We start from the raw sequence: 21,028 nt of genomic DNA, 5'->3' as shown, positions 1-21,028 counted from the left end.
TTAAAAATGAACCTGATTTATAAAAAACTGTAATATACTATACGTTTATGTAATGCGAATCTACAAATATTACATATATATGGGTCAGTATGAATATATAATTAATCTCCATTGCTGAATATAGAGTAGTGTAATATTTTATATAGAGGTAACAATCATTCAACGCAATAAATCCAATATATATTTGTATAGTAGCACATTTTTATTGTTTTTTCCACTGAAAGCTGCTAAGTATGCTCTTTATCGAATTGAATCATTGATATAATTTTTTATTTCATTATCCGGGAGTTTGACAGTTAAACAATAGGAAAAGTACTTGCAGGCCGCATAAAACCTGCTTTTTTTGTGTCAACTTTTTGGTTTTATTGTATTGTATTTTATTGCAATGTATGGTATAATGTGGAAAAGGGGGTATTTCCTATGAGAGTTATTACATCCAAATCAAAAAATGCTGAATCCTTTTATATCTCAAAAGGATACATCAACGATAAAGGTGTAAGCACTTCTGTTATTGTTCGGAAATTGGGAACTTTAAAAGATCTTTTACCTGAACATGGGCCAACTCGTGATGATGTGATGGCTTGGGCTAAAGAAGAAGCCAGACTTGAAACCTTAAAGTACAAACAAGAACAGGAAAACAAATCGATCCAGATTACTTTTCATGCTGACAGACAACTGGATTATGAGAAACAAGTTTTCTATCACGGCGGTTATCTTTTTTTACAATCCATCTATTATCAACTCCATATAGATAAAATTTGCCGCAAATTAAAATCAAAATATAAATTCAAATATGATATCAATGCAATCCTTTCCGATTTAGTTTATGCCAGGATTCTGGAGCCTTCCAGCAAACGCTCTTCTTTTAAAGCAGCGTCAGAATTCTTAGAGAAGCCTTCTTATGAACTCCATGATGTTTATCGTGCATTGGACGTTCTTGGGAATGAATGTGATCTCATACAATCAGAAGTTTATAAAAACAGTCCTTTTTTAGGATCCAGAAATGATAAAGTCCTTTATTATGATTGTTCGAATTATTACTTTGAGATTGAACAGGAAGATGGCAGCAAAAAATACGGAAAAAGCAAAGAACACCGACCAAATCCTATTATCCAAATGGGATTATTTATGGATGGGGATGGCATTCCACTTGCTTTTTCACTCTTCCCCGGAAACGCAAACGAACAAACCTCACTAAAACCATTGGAAAAGAAAGTTCTTGGAGAGTTTGGCTGTCAGAAATTTATCTATTGTAGTGATGCCGGACTGGGATCTGAAGATATCAGATCCTATAATCATATGGGAAAAAGAGCCTATATCGTAACCCAGTCTATCAAGAAACTGAAAAAAGAAGAAAAAGAATGGGCTTTGAATCCACAAGGGTTTAAAAGAGTTTCGGATGATACACCCGTTGATATCACGAAACTACCTGCAGATGATAAAGGCCTTTATTATAAAGATGAACCCTATACTACAAAGAAACTTCACCAGCGCCTGATCATTACATACTCACCTAAATATGCGATTTATCAGAAAACGCTTCGCGATAAACAAGTGGAACGTGCACAAAAAATGTTAGATTCAGGAAACACAAAAAAGAATCGTAAAAACCCAAACGATCCAGCCCGTTTTATCGAAACCACAGCTTCTACCAAAGAAGGTGAAGTCGCTGATATCCATCATTACCTGGACGAAAATAAGATTGCAGAAGAATCTCAATATGATGGACTTTATGCTGTATGCACAGATCTTCTGGATGATGAAGTTGGAGATATTTTAAAAGTCAGTGAAGGCAGATGGCAAATAGAAGAATGTTTTCGAATTATGAAAACGGATTTTTCGGCAAGACCTGTTTATCTACAGGATGAAAACCGTATTAAGGCACATTTTCTGATTTGTTTTCTCGCACTGATAATCTATCGTTTTCTTACGAAAAAGCTCGAATCAAAATATACCTGTGAAGAACTGTTAGATACCTTGAAAACAATAAATTTTGTCGAGGTTCAAGAACAAGGATTTATTCCTACATATAAACGCGAGTCCATTACAGATGATCTTCATGAAGCTTGTGGATTTCGAACAGACTATCAATTCATAACCAAAAGTAAAATGAAAACAATTCAGAAACAGAGTAAAGGAAGGAAATAAATTACAATACTCTATAACAACGATAAAAATCGCTGTACCCAAGTAAGCGCAAGGGATACAGCGATTTTTTCTTTTGCTAACTGTCAAAGACAGGATTTTTATTGTTTTTTCCACTGAAAGCTGCTAAGTATGCTCTTTATCGAATTGAATCATTGATATAATTTTTTATTTCATTATCAACTGATATCTGTTTTTCTATATGCGAATAGGCATGGCTGCCTCTGAACTAACACTAACAGATGGATAATATCTCATTCACTATGACACTTCAAAAAACCTACCCTAAAATATAAATAATCTGCCTATAAGCAAGGTTCCGTAGACCTCCGGTTGCATCCGGCTGGTTTGCGGATTTTTTTGTTTAGGCAGCAATATATACGGAGGTAGTGGAACAATGAAAGACCAATGTACAACGTGTAACAGGCATGTATGTATATCCTACAGAAGGTGTAGAACCATGTACCAAGGTGCGGATGCATATCCCATCAAAAGCACTATTTTGAATTATAATAGGTACAAGAAATTATCCCTTGGGATAGAAAGTGATACGAATGGAGGTGAGACCAGTGGCATTAATAATTGAATTATCGGATGATGACTTCAATAACAGATTAGCGAAACGGCTCAAAGAATACCGTGAATCTATGCATCTTACTCAGAAAAAGGTTGCCGAAGCTACTGGTTTTTCCGTAAACACTGTTAAAAATATGGAGAGTGGGAAAACAACTATTGATTTTGCTAAACTTCGTACAGTGTGTAGATACTATAAGAAAACAATTCATGACTATTTGCCAGAGTGCCCGGAAACACAATTTGAATTCGAGGCGTATAAAGAAATCAGTGACATGATTCTATTGATTTCTAAAATGCCACCGGCGAAGCAGGAATTTGCTCGTAAGTTTTTACAACAGTTGGATGAATTTAATGATGCTGAGTAATATCAAGAAACAAACATAATATCACATTTTTTGAACCGTAATACAGAGGCGTTGGTATCTGCAGAACCTCTGTTTACAATCTGGTCAATTCCGGTGCCTTCCGATGTGTAAGAATCGGAGCACATATCAGAATCCCTTGCAAGTCATGTGAAAACTAAAGAACCGCCGTGTACGGAACCGTATGCACGGTGGTGTGGGAGGACGGTAAATAAAATAATTATTTACCTCCTACCCGATCTAATAGAATATGCAACAAATGGATGACCCAATAAATGATAAAAATTGACAAATTGTGGATTTTTTGATGTACAAAATAGATAAAAACAAATTTAAAATATTTAGCTAATTGATGAAAATGTTAAATTGGCTTGAAAATTGATTTTGTTGTGATAAAATTATATATAGGAAATGGGTGACCCAAAATATCGAAAATAAGATGTATGAAGACATATAAATATCGAAAAACGGCCATTCTGATTATGATTAATGATAATAATTAAACAAAATGGATGAGCCAATTCAAGGAGGATTACCATTGTTATTTATACGATTTATTCTGGCAATGCTGCCGATTATCTGGTTGATCGTTGCACTCTGCAGACTTAAGATGGCGGGGCACAAGGCTTGTGTGATTGCTTTGCTGATCACTATGGTGGAAGCAATCGGCTACTGGAAATTAGATGCCGTCTGTACAGCGACCGCTGCTGTGGAAGGAATATTGAACGCATTATGGCCGATATGCCTTGTGATCGTCGCAGCACTCTTTACCTATAATCTGACAATGAAGACCGGTGAAATGGAGCAGATCAAAAAAATGCTCGCCAGTGTATCGAAAGATAAACGTGTTCTGGCACTGATCATCGGGTGAGGATTTGGAAGCTTCATGGAAGGTATGGCAGGATTTGGAACAGCCGTTGCGATTCCGGCTTCCATGCTCGCAGGAATCGGACTTGATCCATTTAGTGCTGTTATCGGATGTCTGGTTGTTAATTCGACACCGACAGCATTTGGTTCCGTAGGTGTTCCTACAGTAACGTTGGCATCTGTAACAGGAGTGGATCTTCTTTCCTTATCGGGAAATGTAGCCGTGATCCAGAGTGTACTGACATTTATCTCACCGTTTCTTATGGTCTGCATCTGCGGGCGGGGGATTAAAGCGCTGAAAGGAATGATTCCTACAACGCTGGTTGCGTCTTTATCATTTTTGATCCCATGGTTTGCAGCAGCGAAACTTCTCGGACCGGAACTTCCGGATATTATCGGCTCTATCTGTTCCATGGTATGCGTGATTATTGCAGCAAGGATTTTTAACAATAATCCGGATTGTAATTACTCCATAGATGTGGATGAGCAGCAGGATGCAAATTCAAACAACGCGCTGACTGCCCAGGAAGGCGTAAAAGCCTGGAGTCCTTTTATTCTCATTTTTCTGCTGCTCATGCTTACATCAACACTCTGACCGCCGATCCACAACGCGATCGCAGACATCAAGACAACGGTTGTTGTGTATGCAGGTGAAAATGGGAATTCACTTGGGTTCAGCTGGATCAATACACCGGGCGTGATGATCTTCATCGCAGCGATCATCGGAGGATTTATCCAGAAGGCATCTGTAGGAGAAATGGTGCAGGTGCTTGGTGAGACATTAAAGAAATACTGGAAGACGATCCTGACGATCTGTTCCGTCATGGCAACGGCAAAGATCATGGGATACAGCGGGATGATCTCTGACACCGCAGAACTTCTGGTAGTAGTAACCGGTTCATTCTATCCGGCAATCGCTCCACTTATCGGAGCACTGGGAGCATTTGTCACAGGGTCCGGAACTTCCACATGTGTTCTCTTTGGGGGATTGCAGAGCCAGACAGCTGCATCACTGGGACTTGGCGAATCGTGGATGGCAGCAGCCAATGTCATGGGCGCAGGAATCGGTAAGATGATCTGCCCACAGGGAATTGCGATCGGTGCAGGAGCGATCAGTATGGTAGATTCTGAGAGCAAGATCCTAAGTTCCGTATTCAAATATTTTCTTTTGTATGTAGTGATTGCAGGCATCATCTGCTTTGCAGGGTCTGTGATCTGATAAAATAAAACATAAAAACCATTTCAATAAAGGAGGCAAATAAAATGTACAATCAGTTGACACCTGAAATCGTTGCTCAGATCAAGGCGGTTTCTGACCATGTGTTTGAGGGAGCAGACATTAATCCTGATTACGCGAAAGATGAAATGCCAATCTATGGCACAAAGATGCCGGATCTCGCAGTTCAGCCACGTTCCACAGAGGAAGTTGCTGCTGTTGTGAAGATCTGCTATGAGAATAATATTCCTGTAACACCAAGAGGAGCCGGTACAGGACTTGCAGGAGGAGCTGTTCCGCTTTACGGAGGTGTCCTCATTGATATTTCCAAGATGAACAGAATCGTTTCCTATGATATGGAAAACTTTGTAGTAAATATTGAGGCAGGTGTTCTTTTGAACGATCTTGCTTCTGACTGCCAGAGCAGAGGCATGCTGTATCCACCGGATCCAGGTGAGAAATTTGCATGTGTGGGCGGTAACGTTGCTACAAATGCAGGCGGTATGAGAGCTGTCAAATATGGTGCAACACGTGACTATGTAAGAGCAATGACAGTTGTTCTTCCTACAGGTGAGATCACACATCTTGGAGCAACCGTATCCAAGACATCTTCCGGATATTCTCTTCTGAACCTGATGATCGGATCAGAGGGAACACTTGGAATCATCACAGAGCTGACTCTGAAGATCATTCCGGCACCAAAGAAAGTCGTATCCCTTATCATTCCTTACAAGGATCTTGATACAGCACTTTCAACAGTACCGAAATTCAAGATGGCTCATATGGATCCTCAGGCAATCGAGTTCATGGAAAGAGAGATCGTTCTTGCATCCGAGCGTTATGTTGGAAAAGCAGTATTCCCACAGAAACTGGAGGATACAGAGATCGGAGCATACCTTCTTGTTACACTGGATGGTAATTCCGAGGATGAGGTTGAAAATATGATCGATCAGGCAGCAGAGATCGTTATGGAAGCAGGTGCGATCAATGTTCTGATCGCAGATACACCAACCAGAATCAAAGATGCATGGGCTGCACGTTCTTCCTTCCTGGAAGCAATCATGGAAGAGACAAAACTTCTCGACGAGTGCGACGTTGTTGTACCTGTAAATAAAATCGCTGAGTACCTTGCATTTGTAAATAAGACAGGAGAGGAATGCGGTCTTGTGATCCGTTCATTCGGACATGCAGGAGACGGAAACCTTCATATCTATCAGTGCTCCAATGATCTGTCGGAAGAAGAATTCAAGGAGAGAGTGGATAAATTCTTTGAGATTATTTACAAAGCTGCTACAGACTGTGGCGGTCTTGTATCCGGTGAGCATGGAATCGGATCCGGAAAGATCAAATATCTGGTAGATTCTGTCGGAGAGACAAATATGGCTCTGATGGAAGGTATCAAGAGAGTATTTGATCCTAAGATGATTCTGAATCCGGGAAAGGTTTGCTACAAACTGTAAGATTTCGTATAGAGTAACAATGATGACAATGTTTGAATTAATAGGAGAATAAGATGAATATTTGTGTTTGTATTAAACAGGTGCCTGATACAAATGAAATTAAGATCGATCCGGTGAAACATACACTGATCCGTACAGGCGTACCAAGTATTGTAAATCCATTTGACACATATGCCCAGGAGGTTGGTGTCAGATTAAAAGAGAAACTCGGTGGAAGACTTGTAGTAATCACAATGGGACCTCCGCAGGCAAAGGAAGCGATCAGATCCTGCCTTTCAGTTGGAGCAGATGCAGGTTATCTGATTTCTGGAAGAAAATTCGGTGGATCCGACACACTTGCAACAAGTTATATTTTATCCGAGGCGATCAAAGCAGTAGAAGAAAAAGAGGGAGTAAAATTTGATCTGATCCTCTGCGGAAAACAGGCTATCGATGGTGATACAGCTCAGGTTGGCCCTGAGATCGCAGAGCATCTTGGAATTCCGCAGGTTACCTATGCACTGGATATTCAGGAAGTAGACGGAGATCTGCAGGTAAAACGTGAGTGTGACGCAGGATATGACATTATCTCTGTGAAACTTCCGGCAGTAGTAACTGTTGTGAAGCTTCCATATGAGCCAAGATATCCAACGTACAGAACAAGAAAAGAAGCCAGGACAAAAGAGATTCCTGTCCTTGCAGAAGCAGATCTGACAACGATTGATCTGGACCGCTGCGGACTGGGCGGTTCTCCGACAAAAGTAAAGTCTACATATACACCGGTGAGAGAGAAGACAGGTATGACGATCCGTGGTATGGGAGCAGAGGCTGCTGCAGCTAAACTTGTAGAATTGGTTCATGATGCAAAGATTTTATAGGAGGACGAGAGAATGAGTAATCTTGGTGATTATAAAAATATGTGGATATTCATTGAGACAGAGTGCGGCAAAGCCAAGAATGTCGGATATGAATTGTTGAACGCTGCAAAACCTCTGGCTGAGCAGAAAGGCTGCGAGCTGGTTGCAGTGGTTATTGGAAATAACGTGGAAGGCGTTGCAAAGGACGCAATCGCATACGGTGCAGATTCTGCAATCGTTGTGGATGGATCGGAATATGAATATTATACAACAGACGCATTTACTAATGCGATCGTTACACTGATCGAGAAACATAAACCGGAGACACTGATCATCGGAGCTACAAACAATGGCCGTGATATGGGACCGAGAGTTTCCTGCCGTATCAAGACAGGCCTGACAGCAGACTGTACAGAGATCGGCATCGATGAAGAGACCGGAAATATGGCATGGACACGTCCGACATTCGGCGGTAACCTGATGGCTACAATCATGTGTCCGGATCACCGTCCACAGATGGGAACTGTACGTCCGGGAGTGTTCAAAAAAGGTGCTTATGATGAGAGCCGTACAGGAAAGATCATCAAAGAAGATGTTCATGTTCCGGAAGAAGATATCCGTACTTCCCTCGTAAAGCGTGTACAGGAAGTTTCTGAAGCGGTTGATCTTGCCGAGGCAGAAATCATCGTTTCCGGCGGACGTGGAGTTGGATCAGCAGATAACTTTAAGATTCTCGAAGAACTTGCAGATGTACTGGGAGCTACGATCGGATGCAGCCGTGCAGTTGTAGATGCAGGCTGGAAACCGCAGGTATTTCAGGTTGGTCAGTCCGGAAAGACGGTTGCACCGAAGGTATATTTTGCAATCGGTATCTCCGGAGCTATCCAGCATTTGACGGGTATTTCAGGATCTGATACGATTATTGCAATTAACAAAGATCCGGAAGCTCCGATCTTTGATGTTTCAGACTATGGTATCGTAGGAAACCTGAACGAAGTTGTGCCGGCATTGACGGCAGCATTTAAAGAAATGAAGGAGAAATAATGAAAATCAATCTTCCGTTTTCAACAACAGGAATGATGCTTGATCTGGATGACAGTCTGGATTATGAGATACTGGAATCGGCGATTGTCTCTATGCCGAAACCGGAGAAGACAGAGGATGAACTGGTGCAGGAGGCCATGGAGCATCCCATCGGTTCTCCGAGACTGTCTGAACTTTCCAGAGGAAAGCAGAATATAGTGATCATCTGCTCAGATCATACAAGACCTGTTCCGTCTAAGCATATTATTCCATTTATGCTGAGAGAAATCAGAGAAGGAAACCCGTCCGCAGACGTTACACTTCTTATTGCGACCGGTTTCCACAGAGAGACGACCAGGGAAGAGCTGGTCAGCAAATTTGGTGAGGAGATTGTGGATCATGAGAAGATCGTGATCCATGACAGCCGGGATATTAGTCAGATGGTGGATCTCGGAGTTCTGCCATCCGGAGCACCGCTTCTGATTAATAGAGTGGCGGCCGAGGCTGATCTTCTTGTGAGCGAAGGCTTTATTGAAACCCATTTCTTTGCAGGATTTTCAGGAGGACGAAAGAGTGTCCTCCCGGGAGTCTCAAGCAAAGTGACAGTGCTTGGAAATCATTGTTCCAAATTCATCGATTCTCCGTACAGCCGTACCGGAATACTGGAGAATAACCCGATTCACCGGGATATGGTTGCTGCAAGCCGTATGGCAAAACAGCAGTATATTGTGAATGTGGTCATTGACTCTGATAAAAAGGTCGTCCATGCCGTTGCCGGAGATGCGATCAAGGCACATGAGGCAGGATGTGATTTCCTCAGAAAGTACTGTCAGGTCACACCAAAGGAGAAAGCAGATATTGCCATTTCCACAAATGGAGGATATCCTCTTGATCAGAACATGTATCAGTCCGTGAAGGGTATGACTGCAGCTGAGGCGGCAGCGAAAGAGGACGGAATTATCATTATGGTTTCAAACTGTGGCGACGGTCATGGCGGAGAGGGCTTTTATAAGGCGCTTCGGGACTGTGAGAGTCCACAGGCACTCATGGATGAGATTCTGAAAGTTCCGCAGGATAAGACGAAGCCTGACCAGTGGGAGTATCAGATCCAGATCCGGATACTGATCCAGCACAAGGTCATCTATGTAATGTGTGAAGAGTACCGCGAAATGGCAAAAGAGATGGGATTTGAAGTAGCAGCAGATGTGAATGAGGCGCTTTGGATGGCCATCGCAGAGAAAGGGCACGATGCCCACATTGCAGTGATACCGGACGGAGTATCTGTAATGGTGCATTAATTCAGGTTGCTCATATTTATTATATATTAATAGGACGGCGGTCGGATTACATTTTTGTATCCGATCGCCGGAAACAATAAAAGCAAATGCGAGGATAGCACTTGCTTTTTTTTTAACAATCATATACAATTACAATATTGCATAAGAACAGATTTTGAGGGAGATTGCCATGGATATTACCAGAGTTGCGGGAACAAAGACATATGAATATGTTTTTAACTATTTTTCTGAGCAGATCTTATCAGGGGAACTGAAGATGAATGATAAGATTCCTCCGGAGAGAGAGATTGCAGAGAAGCTCGGGGTTAGCCGTAATTCTGTCCGTGAGGTTATGCATATGCTGGAGATCAGCGGATTGATCGAATGTCTGCAGGGGAGCGGCAATTATATCCGCTGTGATACGAATGAATACATGACCCGTACAGCCAATATGGTTATGGCTCTTCTGGATATTGACTACACAGAGATCTTCTATCTGAGGCAGGGATATGAGATTGTAGCTCTGAAGCGTGCGATGGAAGAGGCAACACCCGAAGAACTGGAGAAGATGCATCAGATCCTTCTTAAGATGGATGAAGCTGTCGGAATTAAAGAGAGTACGGATCTGGATATACAGTTCCATGCAGTACTCATGGAAGCATCCCATAATCGGCTTCTGCAGATGTATTACAGTATGCTTGGGAATCTTATGGATCAGTTCATCAAGGATTTCCGCTCAAGGATACTGGTGGATAAGAGGCGCGCGGAGAATCTCCGGAAATCGCACTGGGGGATTTATAATTCACTGATGGAGAAGAACCGCAGGGCAGGAATGGAAACACTGGAGAGACACTTTGAAATCGTCGGAGAGCAACTGAGAAAATATGAAGATAAATAGATTATACTGCAAGAGGTAAATGTCCCCTTGCAGTTTTTTGTGGTGCGCCTTGCGGCGCACGTTTCTAACGGGTGAAAGTCCCTAATCCGCCCTAGTAGTGGGAAGGATACAGCCAAGACCAAGGGTGTCCTTTTCATAGCAACGACTATGATTAACGCAAGGGGAATCTGAAGGAAGGTGGAGGTTATGAAAAGCTACACATTATGCAAAGTTGGCGATAGAAATCCTTATGAATAAAGGATTCTTTGGTTGATTTACTTTCCATAATCTATCACGATTTAAGTGTATTTTTATCAAATCACTTAAGGAGGAACACAAGGTGGAAAATTCAACTTTGCAGCAACTAATCAACCAGACTGAGGAAGCACTCATTCAGGCAGGTGCATCCAACTATTACCAAAACGTATTTAAAACTCTTACAAAACAACTTTTACTCTACGCCGAAGAACACGACACAGATTCTTTCAGCATGGACTTTGGATTACAGTTTTTAGAAGATCATTATTCCATGTCATCTAAAATCAAGCAGAAAAAATGGTGTGCAACCTATTCCCGTTGTATAAATGCTTTGGCAGAATACCAACGTTCGGGAAATGTCACTCTCTATCTTGTTATGGATAAAAGAGCATACACCTTTCCGGAAGGATTCAAAAACAGCGCAGAAGCATATATTTCCCATCGGGAGAAAATCGGAATCATCAAAAAATCGAATAAGATTTCCAGTTTATATCTGGAACGTTTTTTTGCCTTTTTAATGAAGAAAAATATTTCTTCTCTGGATACGTTGTCTCTTAAAGATGTTTTGGATTTCATGACATCTTTGAGCTGTTATGAAAAACCAACCATAAATCATACAATGCGTGCGGTACGATATTATCTGAAATACTGCTATGAGAATGGTTTTATGGAAAAAGAGATGTTCTCAAAGCTTCCAAACCCTCATTACAACAGACAGAGTCGCTTGCCTTCCTCGTATTCTGCGAACGAGGTAACAAAGCTTCTTGATTCGATTGATCTTGGAAATCCTTGTGGAATCCGTGATTATGCCATCATTCTGCTCATTGCAAGACTTGGTCTGCGTAGCAGCGATGTTGCAAATCTCAGATTTTCTAACATCGACTGGGAGAAAGAAGTCATCCGACTGACCCAGGTAAAAACTGGAAATCCATTGGAACTTCCCCTTCTTGAAGATGTTGGTGAAGCAATCATCAATTATCTGAAGAACTCAAGACCAAAAACTGATTCGGATCATGTGTTTGTGAGACAGGTTCCACCTTATACGAATTTCAATCCGGGTGCAGTCGGTGCTCTTGTAAGAGTCCATCTCCAGAAATCCGGAATTCATCTTGAAGGGAAAAAGAAAGGTTCTCATACGCTTCGTCATAGCCTTGCGAGTCGTCTGTTGGAACATGAGATTCCTCTTCCTGTTATTTCAGAAATCCTGGGACATACAACTACCGAAACAACGATGGCCTATCTTCGTATCGATATCAGTGAACTTAGGAAGTGTGCATTGGAGGTGGCAATCTAACATGACAAGAATTAGAAAATCTCCAACAATGACAGGCCCTTTTGCTGAAACCATTCATGAATTCATTCAATACAAAAGAAGTGCCGGTTTTAAATACGCAGATGAACCGAAATGCTTATCTCGATTTTGTCGTTTCAGTGAAGAACAGGGTGTCACAGAAATAGAAATATCCCGTTCTCTTGCTGAAAAATGGATGGCCCCTCGGGAAGGTGAATCTGAAAAAAGTCGCTCACACCGCATTACCGGCATAAGACAGTTTGCCATCTACTTGAATAACCTCGGATATGATGCTTATATCGTGCCGGAAGTAAAAGGATTGAATCATAATTCATTTGTACCTTATATATTTACACACGAACAGATAACTTCTGTGATCAAAGCCGCAGATGAAACAGAACCTCGAGAGGTTGCGAGAAACATGCATCTGGCATTGCCAGTAATTTTTAGAATTCTTTATGGCTGTGGACTTCGGGTATCAGAAGTTGTAGGACTTCGCTACAAGGATGTAAATCTCGAAGAGGGGATTCTTACAATCCGTGAAGCAAAAACTGATCGTGATCGATATATCCCATTATCAGATTCCGTGAAAGAAGCGTGTATATCCTATGCAGATAAAATCTGGTGGGAAAAAGACAGTGACTTTTTCTTTCTTGCACCAGATAAGACCATGATCAGTCCCATGACTGTATATCAAAGATATCGCAGATATCTAGAAGTTGCTGGTATTTCACATGGTGGAAAAGGTCAGGGACCTCGCTTGCACGATATCCGTCATACATTCGCAGTTCATGTTTTACAGAAATGGATCAAGGAAGAAGCCGATTTATCTGCTATGCTTCCAATCCTCTCCACTTATATGGGACACAAATCAGTACGCTCAACGGCACAATATCTACGTCTGACAGCAGAAGTTTATCCCGATCTGATGAAAAAAGTGGAGAAATCCTGTGCATACGTCATTCCGGAGGTATGCCATGAAAGAAACTGATTTTGCACGATATCTAACTCGGTTTTTATCAGTATATCTTGTATATTTCAACTGAATCCATATTCGTTTGAAGTATTCTGAAATGCCTTCATAATCCTCTGTCAAATCATCAACATTGATTTTATATCCAAGTTCTTTGGCATTGTCAGAAACCCCTTCTAGCGATCGGTCAATTTCTCGCTTGTGGTATAGATAATCCACTTGGTACAAAACAGCTTGTAAGAATACTTTTCTTTTCCGAATTCCACGATATTTCTTTTCTATAATCCACCTGTTTTCATCCCAAATATTGGAAGAACAATTAATCCGCTATATGTTCCTTTTTCTTCATCAAGTCTTGTAAGTGCAGCCATAGCCTCTTTTTGATGATCATACGGAATTCTTGTGTTCTTTCCTTGTTTTGGCTTTGTTATTCCATTTGAAATAGTTTCTACATATAAAGCAAAGGAACGAAGGGCAATGAAAGGTTTCAACACAGAGAAGCTGTTTGATCTGTCTGGGGAAATATATAAAGCATTTTGCGATATTCCCGAGACAACGTTGAGTGAATATTATAAGCCTTTTTCATGGCTGCCACATATAACTCTTGGAAAAACATTGGATAAAGTGCAGATGCAGAAGGCATTTCAGACGATGCAGGAAAATTTCATACCATTTACAGCACGATTTGGAGAGATTGGTTTGGCAAAAGTAAATCCACATGAAGATGTAGCTAAGTTTACATTATTATAAAAACTATTTCACAATTGAAAAATCTTGACTTACAGCTGTAAAGGATAATCAAAGTTCAAGAGGGTCCGGAATTATTCCAGGCCCTCTTGAATATTAATGAAACGAATTAAAAGCTCTGTTCTTTCATGAGTGAAAGTCTGTATACACGTCTGCCGGTTTCTTCATAATGCTGATCCAAAAGAGCACAGGCTGCCTGGAGGTCGCTGCTTCGGATGGCTTCCAACAAGCTTTGGTGTGTCCATACTGCAGCACCTCCGTTATGAGAGGTGCGTGAATCCGGAGTGTTTGGTTCTAAGCATTTAGCATTCTGAAGCGTTTCAGTATCTCCGTTTAACTGTCCAAAGTGGTTAGCATTTTGAACCGAGAGAAACATGGCACCATTCAGGGGGCTTAGAAGCTCCCACATTTTAGTCAATCGGTCAAGATGGGCAGAGCGAATGATCTGCTGGTGGAATGTCTCATCTGCGTGAACGGCCTTCATGGTATTACCTTCGAGAACAGCCTTTCGAAATTCTTCAATGCTGGCTTCCATTATCAGGAGACTATAATCACTAAGTCGACAGTTGCTTTTTTGAATTGCCAGTTTTTCGAGGCTGCCGCGTAAAAAGAAGACTTCATACGCATCCTGCGGAGAAAGCAGTGCGACTGTACATCCTTTGTTAGGACAGTAATCGACTAAACCTTCGACGGCAAGCTGTCGCAGTGCTTCGCGCACAGGTCCTCGGCTGAGTCCGAATTTCTGGGCAATTTCAGCCTCTACCAGTTTTTCCTGAGGCTGAAGGGTTCCGTTAATAATCTGCTCACGCAGAGATTCAAGAACAATTTCTGATGTAGTTGTGTTTGATGCTTTTCGTTGTTCCTGCATATTTACCTCATCTAATTTCCAGAATAATCCATTAAGACTTGCGCAACATATTGCATATCAGAAGGTGTGAAGCGCTGATCGCAAGGAACGGATACAATGTGGTCATAAATGTATTGTTCTGATGAATCTGGCAGTGGATGAACCAGAGGCCCCACTGGCCAGTAGACAGTCGAGCGAATCTGGTGATCTGTCAGGTATTGCTGAAATCTCTCACGATTTTCGGCATATAGGCAGAAATGGCTTGGAACAGTAGCCTCTGGAAGCTCAGGAAAGACTACTTGCACACCATGAAGAGGTGCGGTAAGAGCGTCTAAAAGTGCAGCGTAGTTTTCACGTCTTGTCTTGCAAATGGAATCAAAGTCAGCATGGCGAAGGAGATATTCTGAATTATCATCTCCAGCAAAGCTGTCAAATATCTGACGAAGTCGCAGCTCTCCTTCCCAGAAAACATCACCGTCTCCTGTCTCGTAGTATTCTTTTCGCTGTTTAAGATGTGTTGCTTCTACTGGCAGAAGAGGAGTTTCAAAGGTTCCGTTTCGTTTAACGGCGAATCCACCGCAATCAACCCCCATCCATTTTCGGAAGCTTCCGGCAAAATAATCACAGAGAGGATCGATACCGTCAGCTGAGAGCATGGAATGAGTTACATCTTCAAAAATTACAACTCCTTTTTCTTTGCAGGCTTTAACGAAGTCGTGATCATAGTTGCAGAAGCCATAGTAGCCACAAAGAGATAAAACACTGATTTCATCGATAACAGAAGTATCGAAAATGCTGTGCAAATCTTTGTCCAGCTCATAAAATTTCAGCTGATATCCAGCTTTTTCAAAAGGAGCAAGGACTGTCTCACAGGTATACAAAGGCACATATGCTACTTTACGCGTATCGTGCAGTGCAATATCCTGTAAACAATAATATATAGCGCATCGTCCAGACATGTTAAATGCCAGATCGTCACTAGGTGAGCAGATACGTGAAAAGTATCCGTTTTCGATAGGTTTGCTTGGTTCATAGTTGAATAAACCGCCAATTTTTCGCATGTTTTGTTTCCTCCTTACTAATAGAAAAGTTATACGTGTGTCTTTTGTCCGTTATTTAAAACTAATTACAATTATAGTGGATTGTTAACAAAAGCGAAAGTATTATTTTTTTGCAAAAAAATACATGAAAAGTCACACAATAACATTATTAACAATTATTATTTTAAAAAATTGGTACAACTGCATAAAAAAGCATGTTATGCAGTTGTAAAAAGTTTTAAAAATATTGTTTAGAGAAAAAAATATGGTGAAAATCAACAAAAATACTGACATTTTTTTGTTGTTAACATCAATTCGAAATTGTTGACAATCATATTTGCCTAAACTATACTTATTTTATCAAGAGCGGCTCGAATATTATAGGCGTATCTGTTCAGATATTACGAAATGAGGATAATAATGGACACTATAGCCTGGATAAAGTTAAAGTAGCACAGTAACGAACGGATGTCGGACTGTCCGGTTTCCGGATAGTCCGATTTTCAGAAGAGAATAATTATTATATGTGAAAGGAAAGAAAACTATGAGACTTACAGATTTGACTTGGCCGAAAGCCCAAGAATATTTTGAAAAAAATGATATGGTACTTATTTCTATCGGTAGTATTGAGTGTCACGGTCGTCACATGCCACTTGGAACCGATACACTGATTCCGGATCATTTGTTAGAAAAAATTGAAAAGAAGAGTGATGTTTTGATTGCTCCGACCATTCCATATGGTTCTTGCGAGTGTTTAGCTCCGTATCCGGGTACAATTGATATTGACGGCGAGGTACTCTATCAGTTTTGCCGACAGATTTTCCTGAGTCTGTATCGTCACGGCGCAAGAAAATTCGTTTTCCTGAACGGTCATGGCGGAAATGTTAAGATGATTGATCGCCTTGGCATGGAATTCGAAGATAAAGGCTGTCTGGTTGCTATGCTTAACTGGTGGCTGATGGCATGGGATATGAACCCAGCATGGAAAGGCGGCCATGGCGGCGGTGAGGAAACAGCTGCAATTCTTGGAATTGATCCATCTTTAGTTGATAAGAGTGAGATCGGTGGGGAACTTAAGTTTAAGCACCTGACTGATAACCTGAAGACAACCGGTTTCCGTTCTGTTGAGTTCAAGGGAGTTAACGTTGATATTGTACGTCATACTCCGAACGTAACAGACAGTGGCTGGATTGGACCAGATCATCCAAGCACCGCTACAGAAGAATGGGGCAAGGAGATGCTTGAGACTACAGCAAACTATATTGTTGATTTCATGGAAGAATTCAAGAAAGTAGAACTTTCATAAAGGGGTATTAAAATGGATAAAAAAACGACGCTGGAAATGATTGCAGCAATTTCAAATGCAAACGGTACATCCGGTTTCGAAGATGAAGTGGTTGCAGCGATTCGTCCTTACGCAGAAGGACTTGGAGAAATTAAAGAAGATCGCATGCGCAATCTGTATATCCGCCGCAAAGAAAATAATGGCAAACGTCCGGTTGTTCAGCTTGACGCACATAGTGATGAGGTTGGTTTTATGGTGCAGGCTATCTGCCCGAACGGAACACTTCGCATTATTCAGGTCGGAGGATGGGTTAACCATAATATTCCGGCACATAAAGTCTGGGTGCGCAACCGATTTGGAGAATATATTCCGGGTCTTACTGCCAGCAAGCCTCCTCATTTCATGACAGAGCAGGAGCGTAAAGCACCTTTGGATATGAAAGATATTACGGTAGATGTTGGAGCTGTTTCTAAAGAAGAAGCAGTTGAAAAGTTCGGCATTCGTATCGGTGAACCGGTAGTGCCGGATGTGACATTTACATATTCAGAAAACACAGATCTGATGGTGGGCAAGAGCTTTGACTGCCGTTTGGGATGTGCGGCAATTCTTAAGACTATGCATACACTGGCTGGTGAGGATCTGAATGTTGATATTGTTGGCGCTTGTGCAGCACAGGAAGAGGTAGGTGTACGTGGTGCCACCGTGACAGCACAGGTGATTAAGCCGGATATTGCAATTGTTTTTGAAGGATGCCCGGCAGATGATACTTGTGTTGAAGAGTATATGGTTCAGACAGCTATCAAGCGCGGACCGATGCTGCGTCACATTGATTCCCGTATGATCACGAATCCACGTTATCAAAGATATGCGTTGGATTTGGCAGAAAAGCTTGGTATCCCGGTTCAGGATTCAGTTCGTAGTGCTGGTTCAACTAATGGTGCAGCTATACATTTGACTGAAAAAGCGGTTCCGGTTATCGTTATTGGAGTTCCGGTTCGCTATGCACATACGCATTATGGAATTTCAGCTTATGCTGACTTTGATAACGCTGTTAAGCTGGCGTGCGAAATTCTCAAAAGACTTGACGAAGAACAGATTATGAGTTTTTAAAAAATTATGGTGTGTTCTACATATAATATGTAAAACAAATTCTGGATTTTATGCAGGAGCTAAGATAAGCAGAAACTGCATAAAATCCTTTTTTTATTTCAGTCGAGAAGACTCCCACCTCTTTCAGATGCGCGAGTAATAACAAATTTGTTTATCACGTGCCAAGTCTCGCGGATGCTCGACTTGAAAGTGCGCAAAAGAAAAATATCAATAAAATTACGAATAAAGATGAGCTTATGATAGAATGAAAAAAGAGAAAAACATAAAGGATGTAGTTGTGGAGAATATTTATTATGATTAGAAAGTTGATGAATGAAGATGTCGATAGAGTTGCTGACATATGGTAGAGATAAATCTGAAAGCACATTATTTTATTTACAATCAATACTGGAAAAGTAATTATGAATTAGTGAAAGAAATGATGTCACAATCCGAAGTCTATGTGTTTGAAGCGGATAAAATGATACAAGGATTTGTAGGACTAAATGATGGATATATCGAAGGTATTTTTGTCTCTGATGAAATGCAGTCATGTGGCATAGGTAAGCTTTTATTGGATTATATTAAGGATAAAAAAATCAGCCTACAATTAAATGTATACCAGAAGAATGCCAGAGCAATTTCTTTTTACCAAAGAGAAGGGTTCATTATTCAATGTGAAGGTTTGGATGAAGCTACTGGTGAAAAAGAGTACATCATGCTATGGAAACAAAAATAGAAATCGGGATTTGTAGGGATGGTAAATTGCGATTTCCAGAGCGAAGAATATTCAATATCATAAAAGGAAGCAGCTGCTTTTAATTGTCAGCTGAGGCAATTGAAGAAAACCGTGCATATGTCTTCATCAATAAAGAATCACAGCGTATAAGAAAAGAATCTTTAAATGCACTGGATGGAAAAGATGTATTGTTGGTATTTCCGACAAATCATAAGAAGAATTCTACAGTACGTATTCTGAAAACACCGAAGACAGAAAGCAGTGTGCGTAAGATATTCTTACCGAAGAGTGTTGCTAATATGCTGGTAGACTGGAAAGCTGAGCAGGATGAAATGAAAGAAATCCTGGGTGATGGAGCAATCCGTGGTCCTTTAAAAAAACTGATAGAGGACTATAATCTCCCACCGGTTGTATTTCACAGTTTCCGTCATAGCAGCGTTACTTATAAGCTGAAATTGAATGGTGGAGATATCAAAGCGGTACAGGGTGATTCCGGTCATTGAAGAAGCATTTTATGAGAAAAAGAATCTGGATCCACAGATGCATGCACAGCAGGAAAATAATAATGTACCCGTTGCTGATGAAGTCGATCCGGAACTTCTGGCAAAAGTATTGGCTAATCCAGAGATGCGGGCATTGCTCAATTCACTGGCGAAGACGATGAAGTAATGAAAAATAGTGAAAAAATAGTGTAATTTTAGTGGAAAAACAATTCATAAAACGATATAATATATGGATGAAATGGAGGTGGATCATGTGATTAAGGTTACGCTAACAAATGAAATTTTAAAAAGAATATCGGAAATAGACGAAAAGCGTTTTTCTCTTAGTACGATAGAAATGCCACCTGTTATAAAAAACAGACTTAGAAAAAACTCTAAGAAAAAAAGTTCCTATGCTTCTAATAAGATTGAAGGAAATCCATTAACTGAAAAACAGGCAAATGAGGCTATTGATAGTGATCCTCACAAACATTTTTTAAAGCCAGAACAGGAAGTTCGTAATTACTTTTTGGCTTTAAATTTTTTAGAAGAAAAACTGAAAAAGAAAGAAGTTTTTTCAAAAGAAATGATTTTAGAAGTGCAGGCAATGGTTGAAAAAGGTGCGTCAAAAGAAAAGATAGGCTTAAGAGGCCCTATGCCACCTGGAATGTTATTTGCAGTATATGATTCCGAAACAGGCGCAGCGGAATATATTCCACCAGAGTATATTGATATTCCAGACTTGTTGGATGAACTTGTTGAATATGTAAATACTACAGATGATCATCCGCTGATTATTGCTGCTGTAGTTCATTATCAATTGGTTACCATTCATCCTTTTGGAGATGGAAATGGAAGAACCGCCAGATTAATGTCAGGCTATATTCTTGATTATTATGGATATGGTTTTAATGGAATAGGTTCTCTGGAAGAGTATTTTGCCTATGATCCAGATGAGTATTATGCATCACTGCAAATGGGGTTACCGGCGTTATATTATTCAGGAAGAGAAAATCCTCCTCATCCGGAAATTTGGATCAATTATTTTTTGCGGATGATGGAATTGTATTCTAAAAAGGTATATGAATTATCAAAAACATCCGAAAACGACGAGTTAGATGGAAGTCTATCTTATTTAAATGCAAAAGAAAAAGAATTCTTAGCATTTCTGTTAAAAAAGCGATTATATGAGTTTACACCAATTGAAGTAAGCAAAATGCTTGGTGTAACCAACAAAACGATTATTAATCGATGTGCAAAGCTGGTAAATAATGGTTTGTTAATTCCAATCATTGTAAAGACACGAGTCCGATCTTATCGGTTAAGTGATTTTTCAAAGACAAATGAGAAAAAGATTTTGAAAAAAATATCGTAATAAAATATAAAATTTGCCAGTCAAAAACGCATGAACAAACCGTCTCGTATGCGGTATATTAATTGTAGACAAGAAAATTTCTTGTACTTACGATAGGAAAGTTTAATTGAATACTGTTTACCATGATCGAACGTACGAAGCATCAGATTTGAAATCTCGCTTCAGAAGATCATCTGACTTACGAGCTTCCCGATCGGCCTTGGTAATACCATTCGGCTTACGCTTTGGTTGATGACTAAGGCCTATTTCATCCATGACCCTGT

At 40.5% G+C, this 21,028-nt stretch carries 15 protein-coding genes and 4 pseudogenes; 16 read left to right on the top strand and 3 right to left on the bottom strand.

Annotated features, from left to right (window positions below):
• The first annotated feature begins 420 nt into the window (after positions 1 to 420).
• From ABE547_RS03425 to ABE547_RS03375, 11 genes and pseudogenes are all read left to right on the top strand, one after another.
• A complete protein-coding gene (locus ABE547_RS03425; protein WP_347377448.1) occupies positions 421 to 2,148 on the top strand; it encodes an IS1634 family transposase in 1,728 nt (575 codons plus the stop codon).
• 566 nt (positions 2,149 to 2,714) lie between these two features.
• Complete coding sequence (locus ABE547_RS03420) at positions 2,715 to 3,086, top strand: helix-turn-helix transcriptional regulator (RefSeq protein WP_347377447.1); 372 nt, start codon at positions 2,715 to 2,717, stop codon at positions 3,084 to 3,086.
• Positions 3,087 to 3,591: 505 nt separating this feature from the next.
• A pseudogene (locus ABE547_RS03415) lies at positions 3,592 to 5,169 on the top strand (lactate permease LctP family transporter).
• Between the two features lie 44 nt (positions 5,170 to 5,213).
• A complete protein-coding gene (locus tag ABE547_RS03410; RefSeq protein ID WP_347375511.1) occupies positions 5,214 to 6,626 on the top strand; it encodes an FAD-binding oxidoreductase in 1,413 nt (470 codons plus the stop codon).
• A 53-nt stretch (positions 6,627 to 6,679) separates the two neighbouring features.
• A complete protein-coding gene (locus ABE547_RS03405; protein ID WP_347375512.1) occupies positions 6,680 to 7,483 on the top strand; it encodes an electron transfer flavoprotein subunit beta/FixA family protein in 804 nt (267 codons plus the stop codon).
• 12 nt (positions 7,484 to 7,495) lie between these two features.
• The gene (locus tag ABE547_RS03400; protein ID WP_347375513.1) at positions 7,496 to 8,506 is read left to right on the top strand and encodes an electron transfer flavoprotein subunit alpha/FixB family protein; all 1,011 of its coding nucleotides are present in this window, start codon (positions 7,496 to 7,498) and stop codon (positions 8,504 to 8,506) included.
• Complete coding sequence (gene larA / locus ABE547_RS03395; RefSeq protein ID WP_347375514.1) at positions 8,506 to 9,783, top strand: nickel-dependent lactate racemase; 1,278 nt, start codon at positions 8,506 to 8,508, stop codon at positions 9,781 to 9,783. The genes ABE547_RS03400 and larA overlap by 1 nt, the downstream gene beginning before the upstream one ends.
• A gap of 169 nt (positions 9,784 to 9,952) precedes the next feature.
• The gene (locus ABE547_RS03390; protein WP_347375515.1) at positions 9,953 to 10,660 is read left to right on the top strand and encodes a GntR family transcriptional regulator; all 708 of its coding nucleotides are present in this window, start codon (positions 9,953 to 9,955) and stop codon (positions 10,658 to 10,660) included.
• Between the two features lie 319 nt (positions 10,661 to 10,979).
• Positions 10,980 to 12,191 carry a site-specific integrase gene (locus tag ABE547_RS03385; RefSeq protein WP_347377446.1) on the top strand — a complete coding sequence of 404 codons (1,212 nt, stop codon included), beginning with the start codon at positions 10,980 to 10,982 and terminating at the stop codon, positions 12,189 to 12,191.
• Position 12,192: 1 nt separating this feature from the next.
• Positions 12,193 to 13,179 (top strand): tyrosine-type recombinase/integrase, encoded by a 987-nt coding sequence (locus ABE547_RS03380; RefSeq protein WP_347377445.1) that lies wholly within the window; start codon positions 12,193 to 12,195, stop codon positions 13,177 to 13,179.
• Positions 13,180 to 13,638: 459 nt separating this feature from the next.
• On the top strand, positions 13,639 to 13,911 hold the full coding sequence (locus ABE547_RS03375; protein ID WP_347377444.1) for a hypothetical protein: 273 nt from the start codon (positions 13,639 to 13,641) through the stop codon (positions 13,909 to 13,911).
• Positions 13,912 to 14,017: 106 nt separating this feature from the next.
• Here the strand turns inward: ABE547_RS03375 and ABE547_RS03370 are convergent, their stop codons facing one another.
• Together ABE547_RS03370 and ABE547_RS03365 are read right to left on the bottom strand one after the other, a co-directional pair.
• A complete protein-coding gene (locus tag ABE547_RS03370; protein ID WP_347377443.1) occupies positions 14,018 to 14,776 on the bottom strand; it encodes a GntR family transcriptional regulator in 759 nt (252 codons plus the stop codon).
• Between the two features lie 11 nt (positions 14,777 to 14,787).
• Positions 14,788 to 15,816, bottom strand: a complete 1,029-nt coding sequence (locus tag ABE547_RS03365) for a DegT/DnrJ/EryC1/StrS aminotransferase (protein ID WP_347377442.1) — start codon at positions 15,814 to 15,816, stop codon at positions 14,788 to 14,790.
• A 523-nt stretch (positions 15,817 to 16,339) separates the two neighbouring features.
• On the opposite strand from ABE547_RS03365, the gene ABE547_RS03360 reads away from it, so the two are divergent.
• The 5 genes and pseudogenes from ABE547_RS03360 to ABE547_RS03340 all read left to right on the top strand — a co-directional run bounded on the left by ABE547_RS03360 (position 16,340) and on the right by ABE547_RS03340 (position 20,765).
• Positions 16,340 to 17,101 carry a creatininase family protein gene (locus ABE547_RS03360; protein ID WP_347377441.1) on the top strand — a complete coding sequence of 254 codons (762 nt, stop codon included), beginning with the start codon at positions 16,340 to 16,342 and terminating at the stop codon, positions 17,099 to 17,101.
• Positions 17,102 to 17,113: 12 nt separating this feature from the next.
• Entirely contained in the window at positions 17,114 to 18,190 is a 1,077-nt protein-coding gene (locus ABE547_RS03355) for a M42 family peptidase (protein WP_347377440.1), read from the top strand.
• 293 nt (positions 18,191 to 18,483) lie between these two features.
• Positions 18,484 to 18,908: pseudogene (locus ABE547_RS03350) on the top strand (GNAT family N-acetyltransferase).
• A gap of 83 nt (positions 18,909 to 18,991) precedes the next feature.
• Positions 18,992 to 19,577 (top strand): annotated as a pseudogene (locus ABE547_RS03345) (site-specific integrase); the annotation flags it as partial.
• Between the two features lie 87 nt (positions 19,578 to 19,664).
• Entirely contained in the window at positions 19,665 to 20,765 is a 1,101-nt protein-coding gene (locus ABE547_RS03340) for a Fic family protein (RefSeq protein WP_347377439.1), read from the top strand.
• A 138-nt stretch (positions 20,766 to 20,903) separates the two neighbouring features.
• On the opposite strand, the pseudogene ABE547_RS03335 reads toward ABE547_RS03340, so the two are convergent.
• Positions 20,904 to 21,028: pseudogene (locus ABE547_RS03335) on the bottom strand (IS3 family transposase); the annotation flags it as partial.

Origin of the sequence: Dorea sp. YH-dor226 (assembly GCF_039832105.1) — a bacterium.
Lineage (GTDB): Bacteria > Bacillota > Clostridia > Lachnospirales > Lachnospiraceae > Dorea_A.
This window is presented reverse-complemented; position numbering and strand designations above follow the sequence as displayed.